The organism is Bradyrhizobium sp. USDA 4341 (assembly GCF_054063755.1).
In genome coordinates this window covers 4080751-4099680 of sequence record NZ_JBSSGO010000002.1, presented here as the reverse complement: position 1 = coordinate 4099680, position 18930 = coordinate 4080751, and the positions used below count along the sequence as shown (strand labels likewise).

At 64.1% G+C, this 18930-nt stretch carries 19 protein-coding genes, 1 other RNA gene and 1 pseudogene; 14 read left to right on the top strand and 7 right to left on the bottom strand.

Translation table 11 applies throughout. The annotated features are described in order from the left end of the window. Positions 1-41 precede the first annotated feature (41 nt). Positions 42-1049: a type I glyceraldehyde-3-phosphate dehydrogenase gene (gene gap, locus ACVIGB_RS25470; RefSeq protein WP_456720576.1), complete on the bottom strand. Its 1008-nt coding sequence runs from the start codon at positions 1047-1049 to the stop codon at positions 42-44. 163 nt (positions 1050-1212) lie between these two features. Beyond that, positions 1213-3195, bottom strand: a complete 1983-nt coding sequence (tkt, locus tag ACVIGB_RS25465) for a transketolase (protein ID WP_207833087.1) — start codon at positions 3193-3195, stop codon at positions 1213-1215. Between the two features lie 337 nt (positions 3196-3532). On the opposite strand from tkt, the gene ACVIGB_RS25460 reads away from it, so the two are divergent. Both ACVIGB_RS25460 and ACVIGB_RS25455 read left to right on the top strand, forming a co-directional pair. Then, complete coding sequence (locus ACVIGB_RS25460) at positions 3533-3853, top strand: DUF4164 domain-containing protein (protein WP_092123643.1); 321 nt, start codon at positions 3533-3535, stop codon at positions 3851-3853. After that, the gene (locus tag ACVIGB_RS25455; protein WP_092123645.1) at positions 3850-4233 is read left to right on the top strand and encodes a cell division protein ZapA; all 384 of its coding nucleotides are present in this window, start codon (positions 3850-3852) and stop codon (positions 4231-4233) included. The genes ACVIGB_RS25460 and ACVIGB_RS25455 overlap by 4 nt, the downstream gene beginning before the upstream one ends. Positions 4234-4463: 230 nt before the next feature. Here ACVIGB_RS25455 and ACVIGB_RS25450 read toward each other — a convergent pair whose 3' ends face one another. Then, a complete protein-coding gene (locus ACVIGB_RS25450; protein WP_456720577.1) occupies positions 4464-4940 on the bottom strand; it encodes a PaaI family thioesterase in 477 nt (158 codons plus the stop codon). A gap of 135 nt (positions 4941-5075) precedes the next feature. Here ACVIGB_RS25450 and ACVIGB_RS25445 point away from each other — a divergent pair, with 135 nt between their 5' ends. The 5 genes from ACVIGB_RS25445 (at position 5076) to ACVIGB_RS25425 (ending at position 8232) form a co-directional block, all read left to right on the top strand. Beyond that, positions 5076-5705, top strand: a complete 630-nt coding sequence (locus ACVIGB_RS25445) for a TetR/AcrR family transcriptional regulator (protein WP_456720578.1) — start codon at positions 5076-5078, stop codon at positions 5703-5705. A 209-nt stretch (positions 5706-5914) separates the two neighbouring features. Beyond that, positions 5915-6075, top strand: a non-coding RNA gene (gene ssrS, locus ACVIGB_RS25440) — 6S RNA. A 203-nt stretch (positions 6076-6278) separates the two neighbouring features. Beyond that, positions 6279-6857, top strand: a complete 579-nt coding sequence (locus tag ACVIGB_RS25435) for a 5-formyltetrahydrofolate cyclo-ligase (RefSeq protein ID WP_456720579.1) — start codon at positions 6279-6281, stop codon at positions 6855-6857. 2 nt (positions 6858-6859) lie between these two features. After that, entirely contained in the window at positions 6860-7684 is an 825-nt protein-coding gene (locus ACVIGB_RS25430; protein WP_092123653.1) for a TIGR00282 family metallophosphoesterase, read from the top strand. Positions 7685-7866: 182 nt separating this feature from the next. Beyond that, the gene (locus tag ACVIGB_RS25425) at positions 7867-8232 is read left to right on the top strand and encodes a hypothetical protein (RefSeq protein ID WP_456720580.1); all 366 of its coding nucleotides are present in this window, start codon (positions 7867-7869) and stop codon (positions 8230-8232) included. Positions 8233-8648: 416 nt separating this feature from the next. On the opposite strand, the pseudogene ACVIGB_RS25420 reads toward ACVIGB_RS25425, so the two are convergent. Then, positions 8649-10075 (bottom strand): annotated as a pseudogene (locus ACVIGB_RS25420) (methyl-accepting chemotaxis protein). Between the two features lie 198 nt (positions 10076-10273). Further along, a complete protein-coding gene (locus tag ACVIGB_RS25415) occupies positions 10274-12028 on the bottom strand; it encodes a methyl-accepting chemotaxis protein (RefSeq protein ID WP_456720582.1) in 1755 nt (584 codons plus the stop codon). 224 nt (positions 12029-12252) lie between these two features. On the opposite strand from ACVIGB_RS25415, the gene ACVIGB_RS25410 reads away from it, so the two are divergent. The 6 genes from ACVIGB_RS25410 (at position 12253) to ybgC (ending at position 17087) form a co-directional block, all read left to right on the top strand. Next, positions 12253-12999 (top strand): YebC/PmpR family DNA-binding transcriptional regulator, encoded by a 747-nt coding sequence (locus ACVIGB_RS25410; RefSeq protein WP_456720583.1) that lies wholly within the window; start codon positions 12253-12255, stop codon positions 12997-12999. 291 nt (positions 13000-13290) lie between these two features. After that, entirely contained in the window at positions 13291-13818 is a 528-nt protein-coding gene (ruvC, locus tag ACVIGB_RS25405) for a crossover junction endodeoxyribonuclease RuvC (protein ID WP_456720584.1), read from the top strand. Then, positions 13815-14432, top strand: a complete 618-nt coding sequence (ruvA, locus tag ACVIGB_RS25400; RefSeq protein WP_229170503.1) for a Holliday junction branch migration protein RuvA — start codon at positions 13815-13817, stop codon at positions 14430-14432. The genes ruvC and ruvA overlap by 4 nt, the downstream gene beginning before the upstream one ends. Beyond that, complete coding sequence (ruvB, locus tag ACVIGB_RS25395) at positions 14429-15478, top strand: Holliday junction branch migration DNA helicase RuvB (RefSeq protein ID WP_092123667.1); 1050 nt, start codon at positions 14429-14431, stop codon at positions 15476-15478. Before ruvA ends, ruvB begins: the two co-directional genes overlap by 4 nt. A gap of 173 nt (positions 15479-15651) precedes the next feature. After that, on the top strand, positions 15652-16569 hold the full coding sequence (locus tag ACVIGB_RS25390; RefSeq protein WP_456720585.1) for a metallophosphoesterase: 918 nt from the start codon (positions 15652-15654) through the stop codon (positions 16567-16569). Between the two features lie 68 nt (positions 16570-16637). After that, a complete protein-coding gene (gene ybgC / locus ACVIGB_RS25385; RefSeq protein WP_092126673.1) occupies positions 16638-17087 on the top strand; it encodes a tol-pal system-associated acyl-CoA thioesterase in 450 nt (149 codons plus the stop codon). A gap of 209 nt (positions 17088-17296) precedes the next feature. Here ybgC and ACVIGB_RS25380 read toward each other — a convergent pair whose 3' ends face one another. Further along, entirely contained in the window at positions 17297-17821 is a 525-nt protein-coding gene (locus ACVIGB_RS25380) for an MAE_28990/MAE_18760 family HEPN-like nuclease (protein WP_456720586.1), read from the bottom strand. After that, positions 17803-18000: a hypothetical protein gene (locus ACVIGB_RS25375; RefSeq protein WP_456720587.1), complete on the bottom strand. Its 198-nt coding sequence runs from the start codon at positions 17998-18000 to the stop codon at positions 17803-17805. Before ACVIGB_RS25375 ends, ACVIGB_RS25380 begins: the two co-directional genes overlap by 19 nt. 418 nt (positions 18001-18418) lie before the next feature. On the opposite strand from ACVIGB_RS25375, the gene ACVIGB_RS25370 reads away from it, so the two are divergent. Next, positions 18419-18886, top strand: coding sequence for a nuclear transport factor 2 family protein (locus ACVIGB_RS25370; protein WP_456720588.1), 468 nt, complete (start codon positions 18419-18421; stop codon positions 18884-18886). Positions 18887-18930 lie beyond the last annotated feature (44 nt).

Genomic DNA, 18930 nt, shown 5'->3' with positions numbered 1-18930 from the left:
CAGATGCCCGGCGCTCGGCCGGGCATCACGAACAGTCGAATTTAGATCAGCTTGCCGATCGCAACGGCGGTGTCTGCCATGCGGTTCGAGAAGCCCCACTCATTGTCGTACCAGGCCATCACGCGCACCAGCGTGCCGTTCTGCACCTTGGTCTGGTCCATGTGGAAGGTGGCCGAGTGCGGATCGTGGTTGAAGTCGATCGAGACGTTCGGCGCGGTGGTAAAGCCCAGAATGCCCTTGAGCTGCTGCTCGGAGGCGCGCTTCATCGCCTCGTTGATTTCCTTGGCGTCGGTTGAGCGCTTGGCGACGATCTTCAGATCGATCACCGAGACGTTCGGGGTCGGCACGCGGATCGAGACGCCGTCGAGCTTGCCCTTCAGTTCCGGTAGCACCAGGCCGATGGCCTTCGCGGCACCGGTCGAGGTCGGGATCATCGACATCGCTGCGGCGCGACCGCGATAGAGATCCTTGTGCAGGGTGTCGAGCGTCGGCTGGTCGCCGGTATAGGCGTGGATCGTGGTCATGAAGCCGGTCTCGATGCCGACCGTCTCGTTCAACACCTTGGCAACCGGCGCGAGGCAGTTGGTGGTGCAGGAGCCGTTGGAGATGACGAGCTGATCCTTGTTCAGCGTGTCGTGGTTGACGCCGTAGACGATGGTGGCGTCAGCGCCATCGGCCGGGGCCGAGACCAGCACGCGCTTGGCGCCGGCGGCGAGGTGCGCAGAGGCCTTGTCCTTGGCGGTGAAGATGCCGGTGCATTCCAGCGCGATGTCGACGCCGAGGGCCTTCCACGGCAGCTTGGACGGATCGCGCTCGGCCGAGACCTTGATCTTGTTGTCGCCGACGCTGATCGAATCGCCGTCGACGGTCACGGTGCCCGGAAAGCGGCCATGCACGGAATCGAAGCGCAGCAGGTGCGCGTTGGTCTCGACCGGACCGAGGTCGTTGATGCCGACCACCTCGATGTCCTTGCGGCCGGACTCGGCGATGGCGCGCAACACATTGCGGCCGATACGCCCAAACCCGTTGATCGCGACGCGGATTGCCATGCTGTGTCTCCTCTAAAAGCTACTGCCGGCCCCGCGGGAGGTGTCCCACGAGGGTTTTACGGCGGAACGCCCGGTTCAGCCGGACGCGAGCGGAAAAGATGGAGCTTTGGTAATCCTTTTTCGCGGCAAGCTCAACCTTCGACCGGCGGGTGTCAGGCCAGCGTCAGACGCGCTTCAGGGCAGCGTTAACGACGGCCTCCGCAGTAATGCCGAAATGCGGGAAAAGGTCCTTCGCCGGGGCGCTGGCGCCGAATCCGTGCATGCCAACGAATTCGCCATCGCGGCCGATCACGGCATCCCAGCCCCAGCGCACCGCAGCCTCGATCGCGATCTTGACCGGGGCGTTGCCGATGACGGCATTTTGCCGCTCGGCGGGTTGCGCCAGCAGCAATTCCAGCGACGGGACCGAGACCACCCGCGTCGCGATGCCGCGCCCGGCGAGCTGCTTCTGCGCCTCGACTGCGATCTGGACCTCGGAACCGGAGGCGAACAATGACACTTTTGCGTCACCCTGCGCCGCGACCAGCTCGTAGGCGCCGTGGCTGCACGGGTTGTCGTTCGGCGCCGTGGTACGGAGCTGCGGCAGGTTCTGGCGGGTCAGCGCCAGCACGGTCGGCCCGTCGATCCGGTTGAGCGCCAGTTCCCAGCACTCGGCGGTCTCAACCGCGTCGCAGGGACGGAACACGCGCATGTTGGGCATCGCGCGCAGCGCGGAGAGATGCTCGACCGGCTGGTGCGTCGGGCCGTCCTCGCCGAGGCCGATCGAGTCATGGGTCATGACATAGACCACGCCGGTGCCCATCAGCGCCGACAGCCGCATCGCGCCGCGCGCATAGTCGGTGAACACCAGGAAGGTGGCGCCGTTCGGCGCGAAGCCGCCATGCAGGAAGATGCCGTTGAGGCACGCCGCCATGCCGTGCTCGCGGATGCCGTAATGGATGAAGCGGCCCTTCGGCGTCTTGGCGGCAAACGCTGTCGCCGACTTCGCCTTGTTGTTGTTGGAGCCGGTGAGGTCGGCGGAGCCGGCCACGAACTCCATCGGCATCGCGGCGGCGATCACTTCGATCGCGGCTTCCGACGATTTGCGGGTGGCGACGTTGAGCGGATTTTCCAACAGGCCCTTCTTGAAGGCGCGCAGGCCCTTGGCGAGCGACTGCGGCCGCTCGTGACGCAGCCGGCGCTCGAACTCGGCGCGCTTGCGGTTGCCGAGCTGCGCGAACTGCTCGTCCCATGCCTTGTGCTCGGCGGCGCCGCGGGCACCCGCCTCACGCCAGGCCTTCAGCACGTCGTCGGGCACCGAGAACGGCTCGAGCGAAATGCCGAGCTTCTCCTTGGCCCCCTTGAGCTCGGCGGCGCCGAGCGCCTCGCCATGCGCTTTCGCCGTGCCGGCCCTGGTCGGCGCGCCGAAGCCGATCGTGGTCTTGCAGGCGATCATCGACGGCTTGCTGGATTTCTGCGCGCGGGTGATCGCAGCGGCAATCGCCTGCGGATCATGGCCGTCGATCAATTCGGCGGCCCAGCCGGCGGACTTGAAGCGCTTCACCTGGTCGACGGAATCGGAGATCGAGGTCGGACCGTCGATCGAGATGCCGTTGTCGTCGTACAGCACGATCATCTTGTTGAGGCGCCAGTGGCCGGCCAGCGCGATCGCTTCCTGCGAGATGCCTTCCATCAGGTCGCCGTCTGAGGCGAGCACATAGGTGTGGTGGTTGACGATCTTCTTGCCGAACTCCGCGGCGAGCATCTTCTCGGCGAGCGCCATGCCGACCGCGGTGGCAATGCCCTGACCGAGCGGGCCGGTGGTGGTCTCGATGCCCTTGGTGTGGAAATTCTCCGGGTGTCCCGGCGTCAGCGATCCGAGCTGGCGAAAATGCTTGAGCTGGTCGAGCGTCATGTCCTTGTTGCCGGTGAGGTACAGCAACGCATAGAGCAGCATCGAGCCATGGCCGGCCGACAGCACGAAGCGGTCGCGATCGGGCCATGCGGTGTCGGCGGCATCGAATTTCAGGAATTTGGTGAACAGGACGGTCGCGATGTCGGCGGCGCCCATCGGCAGGCCGGGATGGCCGGAATTCGCCTTCTCGACGGCGTCCATGGCAAGGCCACGGATCGCATTGGCCATACGGGTGTGATCGACCTGCGTCATGTTGAAAAGTCCGCCTGGAATGAGGAGCTGATTGCTGGACGCATCGGGGCGGGCAGCCGCGATACGCGCGTGGATGGCCTTACGGGTTGGAGGGTGGATTAGCACCTCAATTCCGCAAGTCCAAGGCGCTGAAACGCCCCAAAACGGGGAAAAGTTGCTCAAAATGGCCCAATTTCATTGAACGGTGCATAGTTTGGCGCCGCCGTTGCGCTCGGCTCGCTTGCCACGTAAATTTCGTCCGCTAACCGCTTGCCGAACCGCCAGTTTTGCCGTGCGGCAGGCCTGTTTCCACCAGGCTACCCCAGCTAGCCAATTTGAAGGGTCCACACCGCGTGTCATGAGTGATCGTCTCGCCAACGGCTCTGGCAATACCGAGGCACCGCTCGCCGATATCGATGCTGCGACAAGGCGGCTGATGGCAGCGCTCGATGCGCTGGAGAGCTCGGTGGAGCGGCGCCGCGAGGCCGACCGCGACGAAAACGAATTGGCGAGCCGGATCCAGGCGCTCGGCGCCGATCGCTCCAGGCTTGCCGACGAACTCGACGGATCGCTGGTGAAGACGCGCAAGCTCGAGCGCGTCAATCGCGACATCGCGGAAAAGCTCGACGCGGCGATCGGCACCATTCGCGCCGTGCTCGAGGGCGGAGAAGGCAGATGAGCCACATCAACGTCACCATCAATGGCCGGCAATACCGGATGGCCTGCGAGGAGGGCCAGGAGGTGCGGCTCCTGAAGCTCGCGGAAAATCTCCAGCAGCGCGTCGAATCGCTGCGCGGCAAGTTCGGCGAGATCGGCGATGCGCGGCTCACCGTGATGGCGGCGCTCACCGCCTGCGACGAACTGGTCGATGCGGGCGCGCGCATCCGCAGCCTCGAGGAAGAGGTCGAGCAACTACGCAATGCCCGCACAGCCGCCACCGACCGCGCCCGCGCGACCCAGACCGCGGTCTCCAACGCGCTCAACGCCGCCGCCGAGCGGATCGAGCGCACCACGCAGGTGCTCAACCGCACCATCGGCGGCGGCATCGCGATCGGCTGAAGTTCGCGGCAGCCTTCACCCGCGGGGAGGACAGGCCGGACTGAAATGATCGGACGCCGCCGTATGCGATCTATTTGCCCGCATCTGCCAACGATCCTCCGCCGGACCGCATGAGTGGCGCATGGCGCGCCAAAGCATGATCCGGAAAAGTGTGAAGCGGTTTTCCGAAAAGATCATGCTCAAACAAGAAGCTAAAGCGCGATGACGATTCAACCTGATCTCATCGCGCTTTAGCGCTCCGGCCGCACCGCGACCCGATATGTCGACGTGATATGGGCGCAAGGGTCTGGTTCGCCGTCGGACGTCAGCCAGCATTCGAGATAATGCAGGCGGCGGCCGCGGCGCACGATGCGCGCCTCCGCGATTAGATCCGAAGCCCTGGCTGGCCGCAGGAAGGTGATGTTGAAGGCTGCCATCACCGGGATGACGTTGGCTCCGAGGGCCGCCAGGACGCAGCCGTACATCGTGGTGTCGGCAAGGCCCATCACCATCGGTCCCGAAAACACGCTGCCGCTGCCGTCTTGCCACAACTCGGCTCCCATGAACGCCTGCTGATACGGAAGCCGGACGCGGATCGCGTTCGGTCCGACGTTCTCGACGATCTCGCCGTGGTGGTCGATGCTCGGCAGGCTTCGGATGATCGCCCGCCGCACTTGCTCGGCATCAAGCAGGGGCTCATTGGAGCGTGCCGTCTTGTGTTCACGCATGGTGCTCTCCGGGAGAGATTCTGAACTGCGTCCGGCGTCGGAAGTCCTTGGGGCCGCGGCGCCAACCTGCGCTTGCCTAAGCCAAATAACAGCGTTATTCGTTGGGAACGATGTTACAAAGTTGGCAAGGAGTCAATGTCTGCCGCTGCGCAAACCTATCAGGCGACCCTCGACCTTCATCGACGTCGCGTGATCGTTGACGCCGCGCGTCGTGTATTTGAGGCCGGCGGCCTCGAAGGCGCGTCGATCAGGGCGATCGCGCAAATGGCCGGGTGCACGACAGGCGCGATCTACCCGCTGTTTCGATCGAAGGAGGAAGTATTCGCGGCGGTGCTGGGTGAATCGCTGTTGGCAGTCACTGAAGAAGTCAGGGCAGCGATGGACGGCATCGCTGTTCCGGCGAAGTCCCTTCGACGCGGGACCCTTGCAATATACAAATATTACGACGCGCATCCGTCCGAGCTGACGCTGTCGCTCGTATTGTTCAACGGGGAGCGCAAGAAGAAGCTTGGGTCCGGATTGGATGAGGCCCTCAATCGGCAACTGGACGCTCTGCTCGCTCTGCTCGCGGAGCAGGTCCGCAAGGCCACGGCGAAGCCGTTTCTGCCGATGGTCCGCATCGAGGCCACCGCGCTCATCACGCATCTGGTCGGGTTGCTCGTGCTCAAGCACGGGGGAAGGATCGACGTGCTTGGCAACAACGCGCCGGTTCTGCTGGCGCACTACACCAAGAACATGGTGGCGCGGCTGAGCGGCAGAGGCTGATTGAGGGGCCAGCTCGGGCGGCGATCCGGCGGCGGGGCGCCCACTTCGTCTGGCGCAGCGACGGAGCCCACGCCAGGCACCGGATGTTTTGCACTCCGCCGGAAGCCGAGCACGGCGCCGGCGCCTGATTTGCGGAAGTCCGCCCCTTGTTTGCGGAAGTCCGCCGCTTGCCGCTGGCGGAACCGCAACTTCGTCGCTACATTGGCCTTGCGAAGCTGCGTCGTGCGTCAGGAGCCATATATCCCCGGGGCCTTATCGATCCTTTAGGGAACTGTCCCTGGCCGGGTCCGTGGACCCGGACATATGGTGCCCACCTACTTTCGTAGGGAACTCCGGGATCGAGCGCTCCAACGGCCTCTGCGGCTTCGCACTGATTTTTGCTGTTGCCTTGTCGTCGCGCCGCGGCGGTTTGATTGTGGTGCAGTTTCCCCGCAATGGGTCTCGTCATCGGCTCGCCCGCTGGCAGGGTCCTTGCGGGGTGTCCAGTGCGCCGCGGCCCGGTCAAACGAATGCTAGCGTTTCTGAGTGCCGGCTCGTTCGCGTTTTGCGGACGATGACAGCGGAAGATGGATCATGCACGCAGCTCCATCGAAGGCCGAGCTTCGGGCGCTTGCTCTCGCCAAGCGCGACGCGCTGAGCGACGAGCAGCGCGCGGCCGCTGCCGAGGCGCTCGCCAAGCGCGGCGCGCCGTTCGAGATCACGCAAGGCATGATCATCTCGGGCTATGCGCCGATCCGCAGCGAGCTCGATCCGGCGCCGCTGATGAAGAAGCTTGCCGAAAAGGGGGCGCGGCTTGCGCTGCCCTGCATCAATGCGCGCGGCCAGTCGCTGACCTTCCGCAGCTGGTCGCCGCAGGACCGGCTGATGCTCGGGCCGCTCGGCATTCCCGAGCCGTCGCCGGCCGCGGCCGAGGTGCATCCCGACGTGATGCTGGTGCCGCTTGCGGCATTCGACCGGCTCGGCCACCGCATCGGCTACGGCGCCGGCTATTACGACTATACCTTTGCACACCTGCGCAAGGCCAAGCATGTGATCGGGGTGGGGATCGCCTTTGCTGCACAGGAAACCAAGGCCATTCCGGCGCTGTCGCACGACGTCCCGCTCGATTATGTGCTAACGGAGCGCAAGACGTTCGATTTCCGGAGTAGCTAGCCTTGCGTATTCTCTTCGTTGGTGACGTCGTCGGCAGGACCGGCCGCACCGCCATATCAGACCATCTTCCCGGCATGATCAAGGACTGGTCGCTCGATCTCGTCGTCGTCAACGGCGAGAACGCCGCCGGCGGCTTCGGTATCACCGAGGCGATCTATCAGGAGCTGCTCGATGCCGGCGCCGATGCGATCACGCTCGGCAACCACGCCTGGAATCAGAAGGAGGCGCTGGTCTTCATCGAGCGCGCGCCACGCCTGATCCGGCCGCTGAATTTCCCGCGCCATTCGCCGGGCCGCGGCGCCACGCTGGTCGACACCAAGAGCGGCAAGCGCGCGCTGATCATCAACGCGATCGGCCGCGTCTTCATGGAGCCGTCCTCGAACGATCCGTTCAGCGCGATCGAGCGCGAGCTCGAAGCCTGCCCGTTGCGCGAAGGCTGTGACGCCATCGTGCTCGATTTCCATGCCGAGGCCACCAGCGAGAAGCAGGGTGTCGGCTTCTTCTGCGACGGCCGCGTCAGCCTCGTGGTCGGGACCCATACCCATGTGCCGACCGCCGATCATCAGGTGCTGCCCGGCGGCACTGCCTATATGAGCGATGCCGGCATGACCGGCGATTATGATTCGGTGATCGGCATGCAGAAGGAGGAGCCGCTGCAGCGTTTCCTCACCGGCATTCCCTCCGGACGTTTCGAGCCGGCCGGCGGCGTTGCGACGCTGAGCGGCGTCGCGGTCGAGACCGACGATGCGACCGGGCTTGCGGTCAAGGTCGCGCCGGTGCGCGCCGGCGGGCGACTCGAGCCCGCCGTGCCGGGGTTTTGGACCTGAATTATATTGCGGATTGGTGATCACGATATGAGTGTCTCGGCGGAGTGGCTGAAGGGACTTATCGAGACCGAGCTTGCAACAATTGATCATGAGGCCACCGTGGCCTTCATCAGACAGCGTTTAGTCGAACCGCATGTTGTCATGAGGGACTGGGACTATGGCTCGTCCGCGCAGCAATATCCGTGCTGGACAACATCGAGGACCGCAGCTGGGACTTGGCGTTGGCCTATTGCAATGAAGGCCACGGTCCTCAAAGACCATGGGGAATGGTGTCGATAAGCGAAAGTGGGCCGCTCGCATCAATAGGAATGGACACGAGTTGGCATCCTGGCTTCGTTGCCGCGTTTCTCGACAGTGTGGTCGCATCAGAATTGCCGATATGGCGTGTCTATCGACAAAATGATGATCTGACCTTCACGCCCCTTACGTCGTCTGCTGAATGGAAGACGGTGTGGGAGAACCGGGATCATTTTGCAGAACATTCTAAGGAAAACCGATACTACGTGTTGGACGCCCTGCGAGATCCAAATCAGTGGTTGGCGCCCTAATTCGAAGGCTACCGAGGATCAAGAAGGGCTGAGACGGATAGCTCGCTGACCTTTGATTTCGGCCGGCGGACGGCTCGAGCCCGCAGTGCCGGGGTTCTGAGTGAAGTGAGTTTCAGTGCTCGCTAGTTGCAGATTTTTTCGTCATTGCGAGCGAAGCGAAGCAATCCATCTCACCACATGCGGCGGCATGGATTGCTTCGTCGCTGTCGCTCCTCGCAATGACGGGGATGGGGCCGCGGATTTCACGACTGCCCGGGACGAGGAGTGTTTGCACTATTTCGGAATAATGGAAAAATACTTCTGAGTTGCCCGACGTGTCAAGTGCAGTGTCGAGCGCCGAGAGCCGCCGGCTTCCTTTGCATGGGGTTGTTTTCCATTTTTTGGCAGTGCACCCCCCAGCCCGGCCAGGGGCTGGCCTAGCCTTGCCGGAAGCCCATCCGGAACGCGCCCCAGTGGCGGCCGTTCACGAAGATCGGCGACGACACGTCCTTCATCAGCACGAAATTGCCGCCGCCCATGTCGCGGCGATAGGTCTGCAGCAGGAACGGCTTGGTATTGGCCGCGACCTTGCTCACCGCGCGGTCGTTGAACAGCCGGCGGTTGCGGCAATTGGCGTTATTCCACACCGGGTCCGGTCCCTGCGGCAGCCGGTAGTTCGGATTGTGGGTCGGCAGATAGCCGCTCCGCGCCCAGGCGACGCAGAACACGATGCGCGGATCGGTCTTCTGGATCGGGTCCTGGATCGCAGGCAGCACGCGGTCGGTGAAGCTGACATAGTCGGTCAGATATTGCTTCGGATTGGTACCGGCGATCTCGCGATAATTCTCGTCCATCAATTGCGCGAGCGTGATCTCGCCGCGCGCGATCGCCTGCTCGAACAGTTCCGAGATCTGTTTCGCGGTGTCGATCACGACGCGGATCAGCGGCGCATCGCTGGTCTCGACGCCGCTGTCGGCGATGGTCACGATCAGGCTTTCGGACAGCTCGAGCAGCTTTGCGACGCGGCCGTCGGCGTGCTTGAGGTCGCGCGAGGAGAGATCGACGCCCTTGGCGAGTTCGTTCAGCTCCGCGATCACGGTGTCGCAATGACCGAGATTGGAGGTCGCGGCGCGCGCCACGCTGCCGATCTCGGCGCCGACGGATGAGAAGCCCTCCTGCACGCGCATGATGATGCCGGAGATCTGCCGGGCGCCTTCGCCGGCGCTCTTGGCCCGCAGCGAGGCGTCGCTGCTCTCGCCGATCAGGCTGCCGATCTGGCCGTCGAGGTCGCGCACGGTGTCGGAAATCTGATGGGTCGCCTGGCGGGTCGCCTCGGCAAGGTTCTTCACTTCGCTCGCGACCACGGCAAAGCCGCGGCCGGCGTTGCCGGCGCGCGCGCGGCCTCGATCGTGGCGTTGAGCGCCAGCAGATTGGTCTGCTTGGCGATCGCCTCGATCGAACCGGAGACCTTGGCGACCTGGCTCAGCGCGGAGCCGACCGCGGCGAGCCGCGCCTCGATCCGTCCGACCGCCGCGACGAGCTCTGCGATATGGCTGACCGCCGTCTCGACCGCGTTGCGCGATTCGGCGATCTGGCCGACCGCCGCGGATGCGGTCGTCTGCACCGCCTGCGATGCATTGGCGATGCCGTGATTGGCCGAGACCATGATCTCGGCGGTCTCCTGCAAATGATGGAACCGCTCCGACTGGTTGGTGACGCGGTTCGCGACCTCCTGAACGTTGCCGGCGATGTCGGCAAGCTCGACCCCGAGGCCGCCGATGCGGTCGGCGAGCTGGTCGACCAGCCGTTCGGCCAGCGTCCGGTTCGATGACGTATCCAGCACTGCAAGCTGCGCCGCCGACATATCAGCACTTCCTCCATCAGAGCGGTCCGCTGGCCCGCCGCAACATTCCCATTTCGAAAACTAAAACGTGATTCGCGCTGTCGGTCTTGCCTGAGCGTGCACTGCGTAGCCCGGATGCAGCGCAACGAAATCCGGGATTCCTGCCTGTGGGAATACCTGTCCCGGATTACGCTTCGCTGCGTCCGGGCTACGAAGTCATCAAAGCTTGTAGGCGGTGCGGAACGCGCCCCAGTGCCGGCCGCGCACGTGGATCGGCACGTCGATCTCGCGCATCATCACGGTGGTGCCGTTGCCCATGTCGCGCGCATAGCTTTGGACCAGATAGGCGCGCTCATTGTGCGCGGCGGCGAGGCCCGCGGGATCGTTGAAGATACGACGATTGCGGCAATTGGCGGTGTTGTAGGCCACGTCGCCCGGCCGCTGCGGCTGCGAGTAGATATTGTTATGGACCGGCAAATAGCCGTTCCGGTCGACCGTCGCGCAGAACGCCAGGCGCGTGTCCTTGGCGAGGAACGCCTCGAGCAGAGCAGGCAGCGAGCGATCCGCCCAATCCAGCATTTTGGTGCGATACTGCACCGGGTTGGTGCCTGATATCTCGACATAGTCGGTGTCGAACATGTCGGCGATCGTGATCGCGCCGCTTGCCAGTCCGTCCTCGAAGAGCTTGCTCAGCGTGCGACCCGCTTCCATCGCGCGGGTGACGAGTTCGGCGTTCTCCTCGTGAATCGCCCACATCCGGTCTTCGATCTTCTCGCGCAGCGCAGCGGTCGCCGCCTCGAAGCGCGCCTGGCTGCCTGCCTTGGAGCGCCCGCCGATCCTGATCCGGCAGACGCCGACGTCCTGCAAGGTCGCGGTCAGGGTCTCATGGGTCGGCAGCCTCTCGGCATCCGGCCCGCCGATCAGGATGCCGTCCATCGCGATCTCGTAGACCGGCGCGGTGATGTTGCCGCGCGCGGTCGTGATCTCGATCGTGAGGCTGCACGGCAGGCGCTCGTTCTTGCGCGGATCACCGCGCTCGTCCTGGCGCAGCAGCACCGCGCAGCGCGCCTTCAGCTTCTGGGCGAAGCCGGTCACCGCCTTGCCGGCCTTGGCGACATTGTCGCCATGCGCGGCGGCTTCGCGCGTTGCACTGTCGATCTCGCCGGCGCTGGTGCCGACCGAGACGATAAAGTGCGAGGCGGAGGCCGCGTTCTGGCCCATCTCGCCGGTGATCTGGTTCTGCTCGGCGACCGCGCCGTTGACGTTCTCGAACACCGGGCGGATCTTTTCGATCGCCTGCGAGATGCGGTGGACGGCGTCCGCCGATCCGGTGGCGTCCTTCTGCAGCGCCTCGATCTTGCGCGTGATCTCTTCGGTTGCGCTCTGGGTCTGCACTGCGAGCGCCTTGACCTCGGTGGCGACCACCGCAAAGCCCTTGCCGGCCGCGCCGGCGCGCGCCGCCTCGATGGTCGAGTTGAGCGCAAGCAGCGTGGTCTGCCGCGCGATCTGCGCGATCAGATTGACGACATTGCCGATCGCCGCCGAGGATTCGCGCAGGCGATCGACATTGGCGGTGGCTTCGCGCGCTGCCGCCGCGGCGTCGTCGGCGAGCTGGCTCGCGCTGCGCACCTGCGCGCCGATGCCTTCGGCGGAATGGGTGAAACGGTCGGCGGCTTCCGAGAACGTCGTCGCGGTGCTCTGCGCATCGCTGCTGCGGCCCGTCAGCGCGTCGGTGCGGGCGCGGATGGTCGCGAGCTTGGCGGCCGTCGCCTCGGCGCCGTCGGCCACCGAGCCCGCGGCGCGCTCGAGCTGGCGGATCATCGCGCCGAGCTCGAGTTCCAGCAGTTCCAGGATTTCCCTGGACGAATCCTTGGCCGAATCAGTCTCGGTCGAGGCTTCAGCCGCGGCAGCCGCGGTTGGAACCTGCGGCGCGGCCGGCTCCGGCACTTGCTTTCGAAACAAACCGAACGCCATGGGGGCTCTGTGGGGCTGTTGGAAGTTGCCTTGGAAAGTTGCGGCGGGACGGGGCGATCCTCGCATCCGGGCATGAAGTCATGGTTAACAAGTGCCTCATATTCCGGCATGCGGTAGTATTCCTCCGCCGGACGGCCCCTGCCGACCTTTGATTTTGACCGCCAGGGGCCTATAAGGCCGCGTTTTCCACCCCTGTTCAGACCCTACGCTCGAAGAGACGTCGCATGGCCGGCCATTCCCAATTCAAGAACATCATGCACCGCAAGGGCCGGCAGGATGCCCAGAAGTCGAAGCTTTTCGGCAAGCTCGCCCGCGAAATCACCGTGGCGGCCAAGCTCGGCGCCCCGGACCCGGCGATGAACCCGCGGCTGCGCGCCGCCGTGGTCGCCGCCCGCGCCGAGAACATGCCCAAGGACAATATCGACCGCGCCATCAAGAAGGCGATCGGCGGTGAGGGCGAGAACTATGACGAGATCCGCTACGAGGGCTATGGCCCCGGCGGCGTCGCCGTGATCGTCGAGGCGCTGACCGACAACCGCAACCGCGCCGCCTCCGACATCCGCTCCTTCTTTACCAAGTCGGGCGGCAATCTCGGCGAAACCGGTTCGGTCGCCTTCATGTTCGATCACACCGGCATCATCGAATACGACGCCAAGGTCGCCTCCGACGACGCCATGCTGGACGCCGCGATCGAGGCCGGCGCCGACGACGTGGTCTCCAGCGAAGCCGGTCACGAGGTCTACGCCTCGCAGGAGACGTTCCGCGAGGTCGCAAAAGCGCTGGAAGCGAAGTTCGGCGAGCCGCGCAAGGCGGCGCTGACCTGGAAGCCGCAGAACACCGTCGCAGTCGACGACGAGACCGGCGAAAAGCTGTTGAAGCTGATGGACCTGCTCAACGAGCACGACGACGTGCAGAACGTGTACGCCAATTTCGAGGTGTCCGACGCGCTGCTCGCGAAGATGGGCGGGTAAGCGCCCGGTTCATCGCCCCGAACTCGTGCCATCGCCCGGCTTGCCGCCTCCGCCGAAGCTTCGGCGTGCCTGAGACCATGAGCCTCGTCGAAGCCTCGGCGTAGACGGGACCGGGCGATCCAGTATTCCAGAGTCCTGCGATTGATCCGAGAGGCCACAGCGTACTGGATCCCCGCCTTCGCGGGGATGACGAGCAGGGCTGAATGACGAGCACGGTGCGATGCCACGCGGAGCAGGGGACGAACCTCCGTTTGTGTTTCGTTCTCCCGGCCCAGGCGGTATCACTACCCCATGACATCGCAGCCGATTCGCTCTCCCGTCCGCATCATCGGTATCGATCCGGGCCTCCGCCGCACCGGCTGGGGTGTGATCGAGACCGAAGGCAACCGTCTGGTCTATATCGGCTGCGGTTCGGTCGAGCCGCCGGACGATCTGCCGCTGGCGAGCCGGCTGCTCGCGATCCATGAGGGGCTTGCCGCCGTGCTCGGCGACTACCGACCGGCGGAAGCGGCCGTCGAGCAGACCTTCGTCAACAAGGACGGCGTTGCCACGCTGAAGCTCGGCCAGGCCCGCGGCGTCGCCATGCTGGCGCCCGCAATGTTCGGTATCTCGGTCGCCGAATACGCCCCGAACCAGGTCAAGAAGACCGTGGTCGGCGCCGGTCATGCAGAGAAGAACCAGATCCAGGTGATGCTGAAGATCCTGTTGCCGAAAGCCGAGCCGCCGTCCGCCGACGCCGCCGATGCGCTCGCGGTCGCGATCACCCACGCCCATCACCGCCAGAGCACCGCGCTGCGCCTCAGGGTGGCGAACCTATGATCGGCAAGCTCAAGGGCCTGATCGATTCCTACGGCGAGGATTACGTGATCCTCGATGTCGGCGGCGTCGGTTATCAGGTGCATTGCGCGAGCCGCACGCTGCAGGCGCTGCCACAGCCGGGCGGCGCCGCGGTGCTTTCGATCGAGACCTATGTCCGCGAGGACCAGATCAAGCTGTTCGGCTTCCGCAGCGATCTCGAGCGTGAATGGTTTCGTCTGTTGCAGACCGTGCAGGGCGTCGGCGCCAAGGTCGCGCTCGCGGTGCTCAGCACGTTGCCGCCGACCGATCTCGCCAATGCCATCGCACTGCGCGACAAGGCGGCCGTCGCGCGCACCCCGGGCGTCGGACCCAAAGTGGCCGAGCGCATCGTCAGCGAATTGAAGGACAAGGCGCCGGGCTTTGCCGATGTCGATCCCGCGGTGGTGCAGCTCTCGGGCGCGATCGACAACAACCGTGCGCCGCGCCCGGTCACCGACGCGATCTCCGCGCTGGTCAATCTCGGCTACGGCCAGCCGCAGGCCGCCGCCGCCATCGCCGCCGCCTCGCGCAGCGCCGGTGAGAAGGCCGAGACCGCGCAACTGATCCGGCTGGGCCTGAAGGAACTGTCGAAGTGAACACGCCCTCGCGCATCGTCACGCCCGAACGCCGCTCCGACGATGTCGGCGACACCGCGCTGCGTCCGCAGTCGCTGACGGAGTTCGTCGGCCAGGCCCAGGCGCGCAAGAATCTCTCGATCTTCATTGAGGCGGCGAAGAAGCGCGGCGAGGCGCTCGATCACGTGCTGTTCGTCGGTCCTCCGGGCCTCGGCAAGACCACGCTAGCGCAGATCGTCGCACGCGAGCTCGGTGTCGGCTTTCGTGCCACCTCCGGCCCCGTGATCGCGAAGGCCGGCGACCTTGCCGCACTGCTCACCAATCTGGAAGAGCGCGATGTGCTGTTCATCGACGAGATCCATCGCCTCAGCCCGGCGGTCGAGGAAGTGCTCTATCCCGCGATGGAGGATTTTCAGCTCGATTTGATCATCGGCGAGGGTCCTGCGGCGCGCTCGGTGAAGATCGAGCTGTCGAAATTCACCCTCGTCGGCGCGACGACGCGCGCAGGCCTGCTCACCAATCCGCTGCGCGACCGCTTCGGCATTCCGATCCGGCTCAACTTCTACACCGAGGAAGAGTTGGAGAAGATCGTGACCCGCGGCGCCCGCGTGCTGAACATCGGCATGAGCCCCGATGGCGCCAACGAGATCGCGCGCCGCGCCCGCGGCACGCCCCGCATCGCCGGCCGCCTCTTGCGCCGCGTGCGCGACTTCGCCTCCGCAGCGGATGCCGAGGCCATCGATCGCGGCATCGCCGACCGTGCGCTGAGCGCGCTCGAGGTCGACAGCGCAGGCCTCGATGCGATGGACCGGCGTTATCTCACCACCATCGCCTTGAACTATGGCGGCGGTCCGGTCGGCGTCGAGACCATGGCGGCGGCACTGTCGGAGCCGCGCGATGCGATCGAGGACATCATCGAGCCCTATCTGATCCAGTGTGGCTACTTGCAGCGCACCCCGCGCGGAAGACTGCTGACCTCGCATGCCTTCCGCCATCTCGGCCTCGCCGAGCCGAACCGCGATCCCTCGCAGTTCGGACTGTTCGGCGGCAATGGCGATGAAGACTGAGCCTCCTCGCTCTCGAAGACGTGAACAGACGTGTTGACGCAGCGCATCGCGCTGCACGGTAACCTTGCCCGCTAACCATTGCGACGTCTCTGCAGGCCGTCTGCACAAACGCGGCCCAATTTCGCTCCAATCAAGGGGCCTATCATGGACCAGGCATCACCGATCAAGCGTCCATGATTTCACGTCGACATTTTCTGCGCACCGCCGGCGGATTGACCGCCGCCACCGCCTCGACCGCGGCCTATGGCCTGAGCGAGCCGGTCGTCCGTCTCACGCTGACGCGCTACGATCTGTCGCCGCGGCAATGGCCTTCGGACTTTCCGCTCAAGATCGCCGCGCTCGCCGACATTCATGCCTGCGATCCCTGGATGTCGCTCGATCGCATCGCTGAGATCGTCGAGCGCACCAACGCGCTGAACCCCGACATCATCGTGCTGCTCGGCGACTATGTCGCCGGGCTGCGTCACGTCACCCGCTTCATTCCGGCCTCGGAATGGGCCGCGGTGCTGAAGGACCTGAAGGCGCCACTCGGCGTCCATGCCGTGCTCGGCAATCACGATTACTGGGAAGACAAGACGGTGCAGCGCCTGGGGCAGGGCACACCCGTCGCGCGCCGTGCGCTGGAGCGCGCCGGCATCCCGGTCTACGAGAACGATGCGGTGCGGCTCACCAAGGATAACCGCCCGTTCTGGCTCGCCGGTCTCGGCGACCAGCTCGCCTATCTGCCCGCGCGGCGCTATCGCGAGGTCCGGCGCATCGGGGTCGACGATCTCAACGCGACACTTGCAAAAGTCAGCGACGACGCGCCGGTGATCCTGCTTGCGCACGAGCCCGACGTCGCGCTCCGCGTGCCCGCGCGCGTCGCGCTGCAGCTGTCCGGCCATACCCATGGCGGCCAGATCCGGCTGCTCGGCTGGTCGCCGGCGGTGCCGGTGAAACACGGTATGCGGCTCGCCTATGGTCATTTCAAGCTGAAATGCGACGTCGTCGTCTCCGGCGGCCTCGGCTGCAGCATCATGCCGTTCCGCCTCGGCGTGCCGCCCGAGATCGTGCAGGTCACGCTCGGCGCAAAGGGACCGATGGTGTCCTGATCGCGCTTGCGTGATCGGGCATTTTGCGCAAAACGATTGTCTTTCCGAGAGCGATCGAGGGGCCACAATTGACCTTACCCCATATCGACGGCGCGATCCGCGATGGCCGACACCATATGCAGGTCCGTGTCTATTACGAGGACACCGATTTTTCCGGCATCGTCTACCACGCCAATTACCTGCGCTTCATGGAGCGCGGGCGCACCAATCATCTCCGATTGATGGGCGCCGAACAGAACGCGCTGTTCGAGGAGGCGCAGGAGGAGACCGGCGGTTTCGCCTTTGTCGTGCGCTCGATGACGCTGGATTTCCTGAAGCCCGCGCGGATGGACGACATGCTCGACGTCGTGACCTGGCCGATCGCGGTGAAGGGCGCCTCCATCCTGCTCGCGCAGGAGGTCCGGCGCGGCGATGACGTGCTTGTGAAGGCGCAGGTGCGCGTTGCCTTCGTCAGTCAGGGCCGGGCACAGCCGATTCCGAAGTCCATCCGTGCGCTGATGAAGGCCGATCTGGCCTAAAGCCTTTTCAAGCGAAGCCTGTCCGGCGCGTGATGCGGGATGGGTACCGGTTCGCGTGAAGAAAACGCGTCAAAACAAGAGGCTAGAGTCCCGTTCCGATGCAATCGGAACGGAATAGGCTCTAGCTATCGGGCGATAGTCGTCTCGGCGATAGATCGCAGCCGCAAGGGTCTGCTTTTGGCGACGGAAAACGCTCGTCATAACGACCGCTAAGCAGCCCTGTACTCTTTAAGGTAAATCCGATTTTCCAAGAGGTCGCCAAAGCTTCGCATTAGCGCGATTGTCTTGGTTGTGAGTTCATCCAAGTCGTTAATGGAGACGAGGGTGTCTTCACCGTGTGCTATTTCGTTTCTTCGCTTAAGAAGGACGATGTCCAGGAAAGTCTTGTGGTCAGCAAAAAGCTCAGTCGGGATGCCGCATACTAAGCAGATATCTATTAGCACATCATGGTTCAAATTTGCCTTAGTGTTGATTAGGTCTTCATTGACCTTACTGAACCGCCGGTTGGAGGCGTTGAGTATCTCATCGACAAGATTGCAACGTTCCGAAATGCTTGTGCGGGAGGTTGAGAGGGCTGCAAGCCGCGGCAAGAAGTAGTTGCGGAAAAATTGTCGATCGAGCTCGCCGTATTGGAATCTTCGGAGCGCGATGTGCTCCAAATATTTCCGCGCAGTGAGGCGCACGTATCCTTCCCAATGAGCGTAGCAAATCGCAACTAGCGCACGCAGCAACACGCGCCCGAGTTTTTCATCGGCGCGCCCAATAGCGTCCTTAAGGTCAGAAAGAGGCGTTGAAATTCTGGATCGACGATGATTTCCTTTTCGTCGTACATACTGACGATTTCGCCGATTGACATTTGATACGCGTCGGTTCTTACGAGCCGCTTCGTTTTGGTGATTTCCTCTTCAAGCATGGTCGTTTCTTTGTTAGACATCATCCATCACTGCATTCGTTCGCGGTCGCGAAGATTTATGGGGCGGTTACCAGAGTAACCAAAATGACAGATCGTACAATCTTTGATTATAATACAATAGAATTGCAAGCGGTGCGGTGAAAGCAGCCACTTGTTGAGTCAATACCTCCTTCGACACATGGCCTCTCCCTACGAAAGGACTAGTCTCCCACTTGCACGTGCTTGTGAAGGAAGGGCCTAGGTCCACGTCGCCTTCATCAGCGGCGGCCGCGCGCAGCCCTCGTCAAAACAAGAGTCGGAGCACCGCTTCGATGCAATCGGAGCGGAATAGGCTCTAGCTATCGGGCGATAAGAAACGCCCCATCGACTCTGCGCGGCGTGGCGATAGATTTGTGTGGCAAACACTGAGGGATCGCCGATGTCACGCCCGCCACTGCCGCCTTTCACCCGCGAGACCGCCGCGCAGAAGGCGCGCATGGCGGAAGATGCCTGGAATTCACGCGACCCGGTTCGGGTTGCCGGCGCCTATACCGAGGACAGCCGCTGGCGCAATCGGTCCGAGGTGTTCGAGGGCCGCGAGGCCATCGTGGCCTTCCTGACCCGCAAATGGGAAAAGGAGCGGGAGTATCGCCTGATCAAGGATCTCTGGGCATTCGACGGCAACCGCATCGCGGTGCGCTTCCAGTACGAATGGCACGACGCCGCCGGCAACTGGTTTCGCTCCTACGGCAACGAGCAGTGGGAGTTCGACGAGCACGGCCTGATGCGCCGGCGCGAGGCCTCGATCAACGACATCGCGATCGCAGAGAAGGATCGCCGCTTCCACTGGCCCGCGCCGGGCCCGCGTCCGGCCGACGTTCCGGGGCTGGGGGATAGTCCGTTCTAGTTGTCGTTCCGGCCTAGTGCGCAATTGCGCACGGGGCCCGGGAC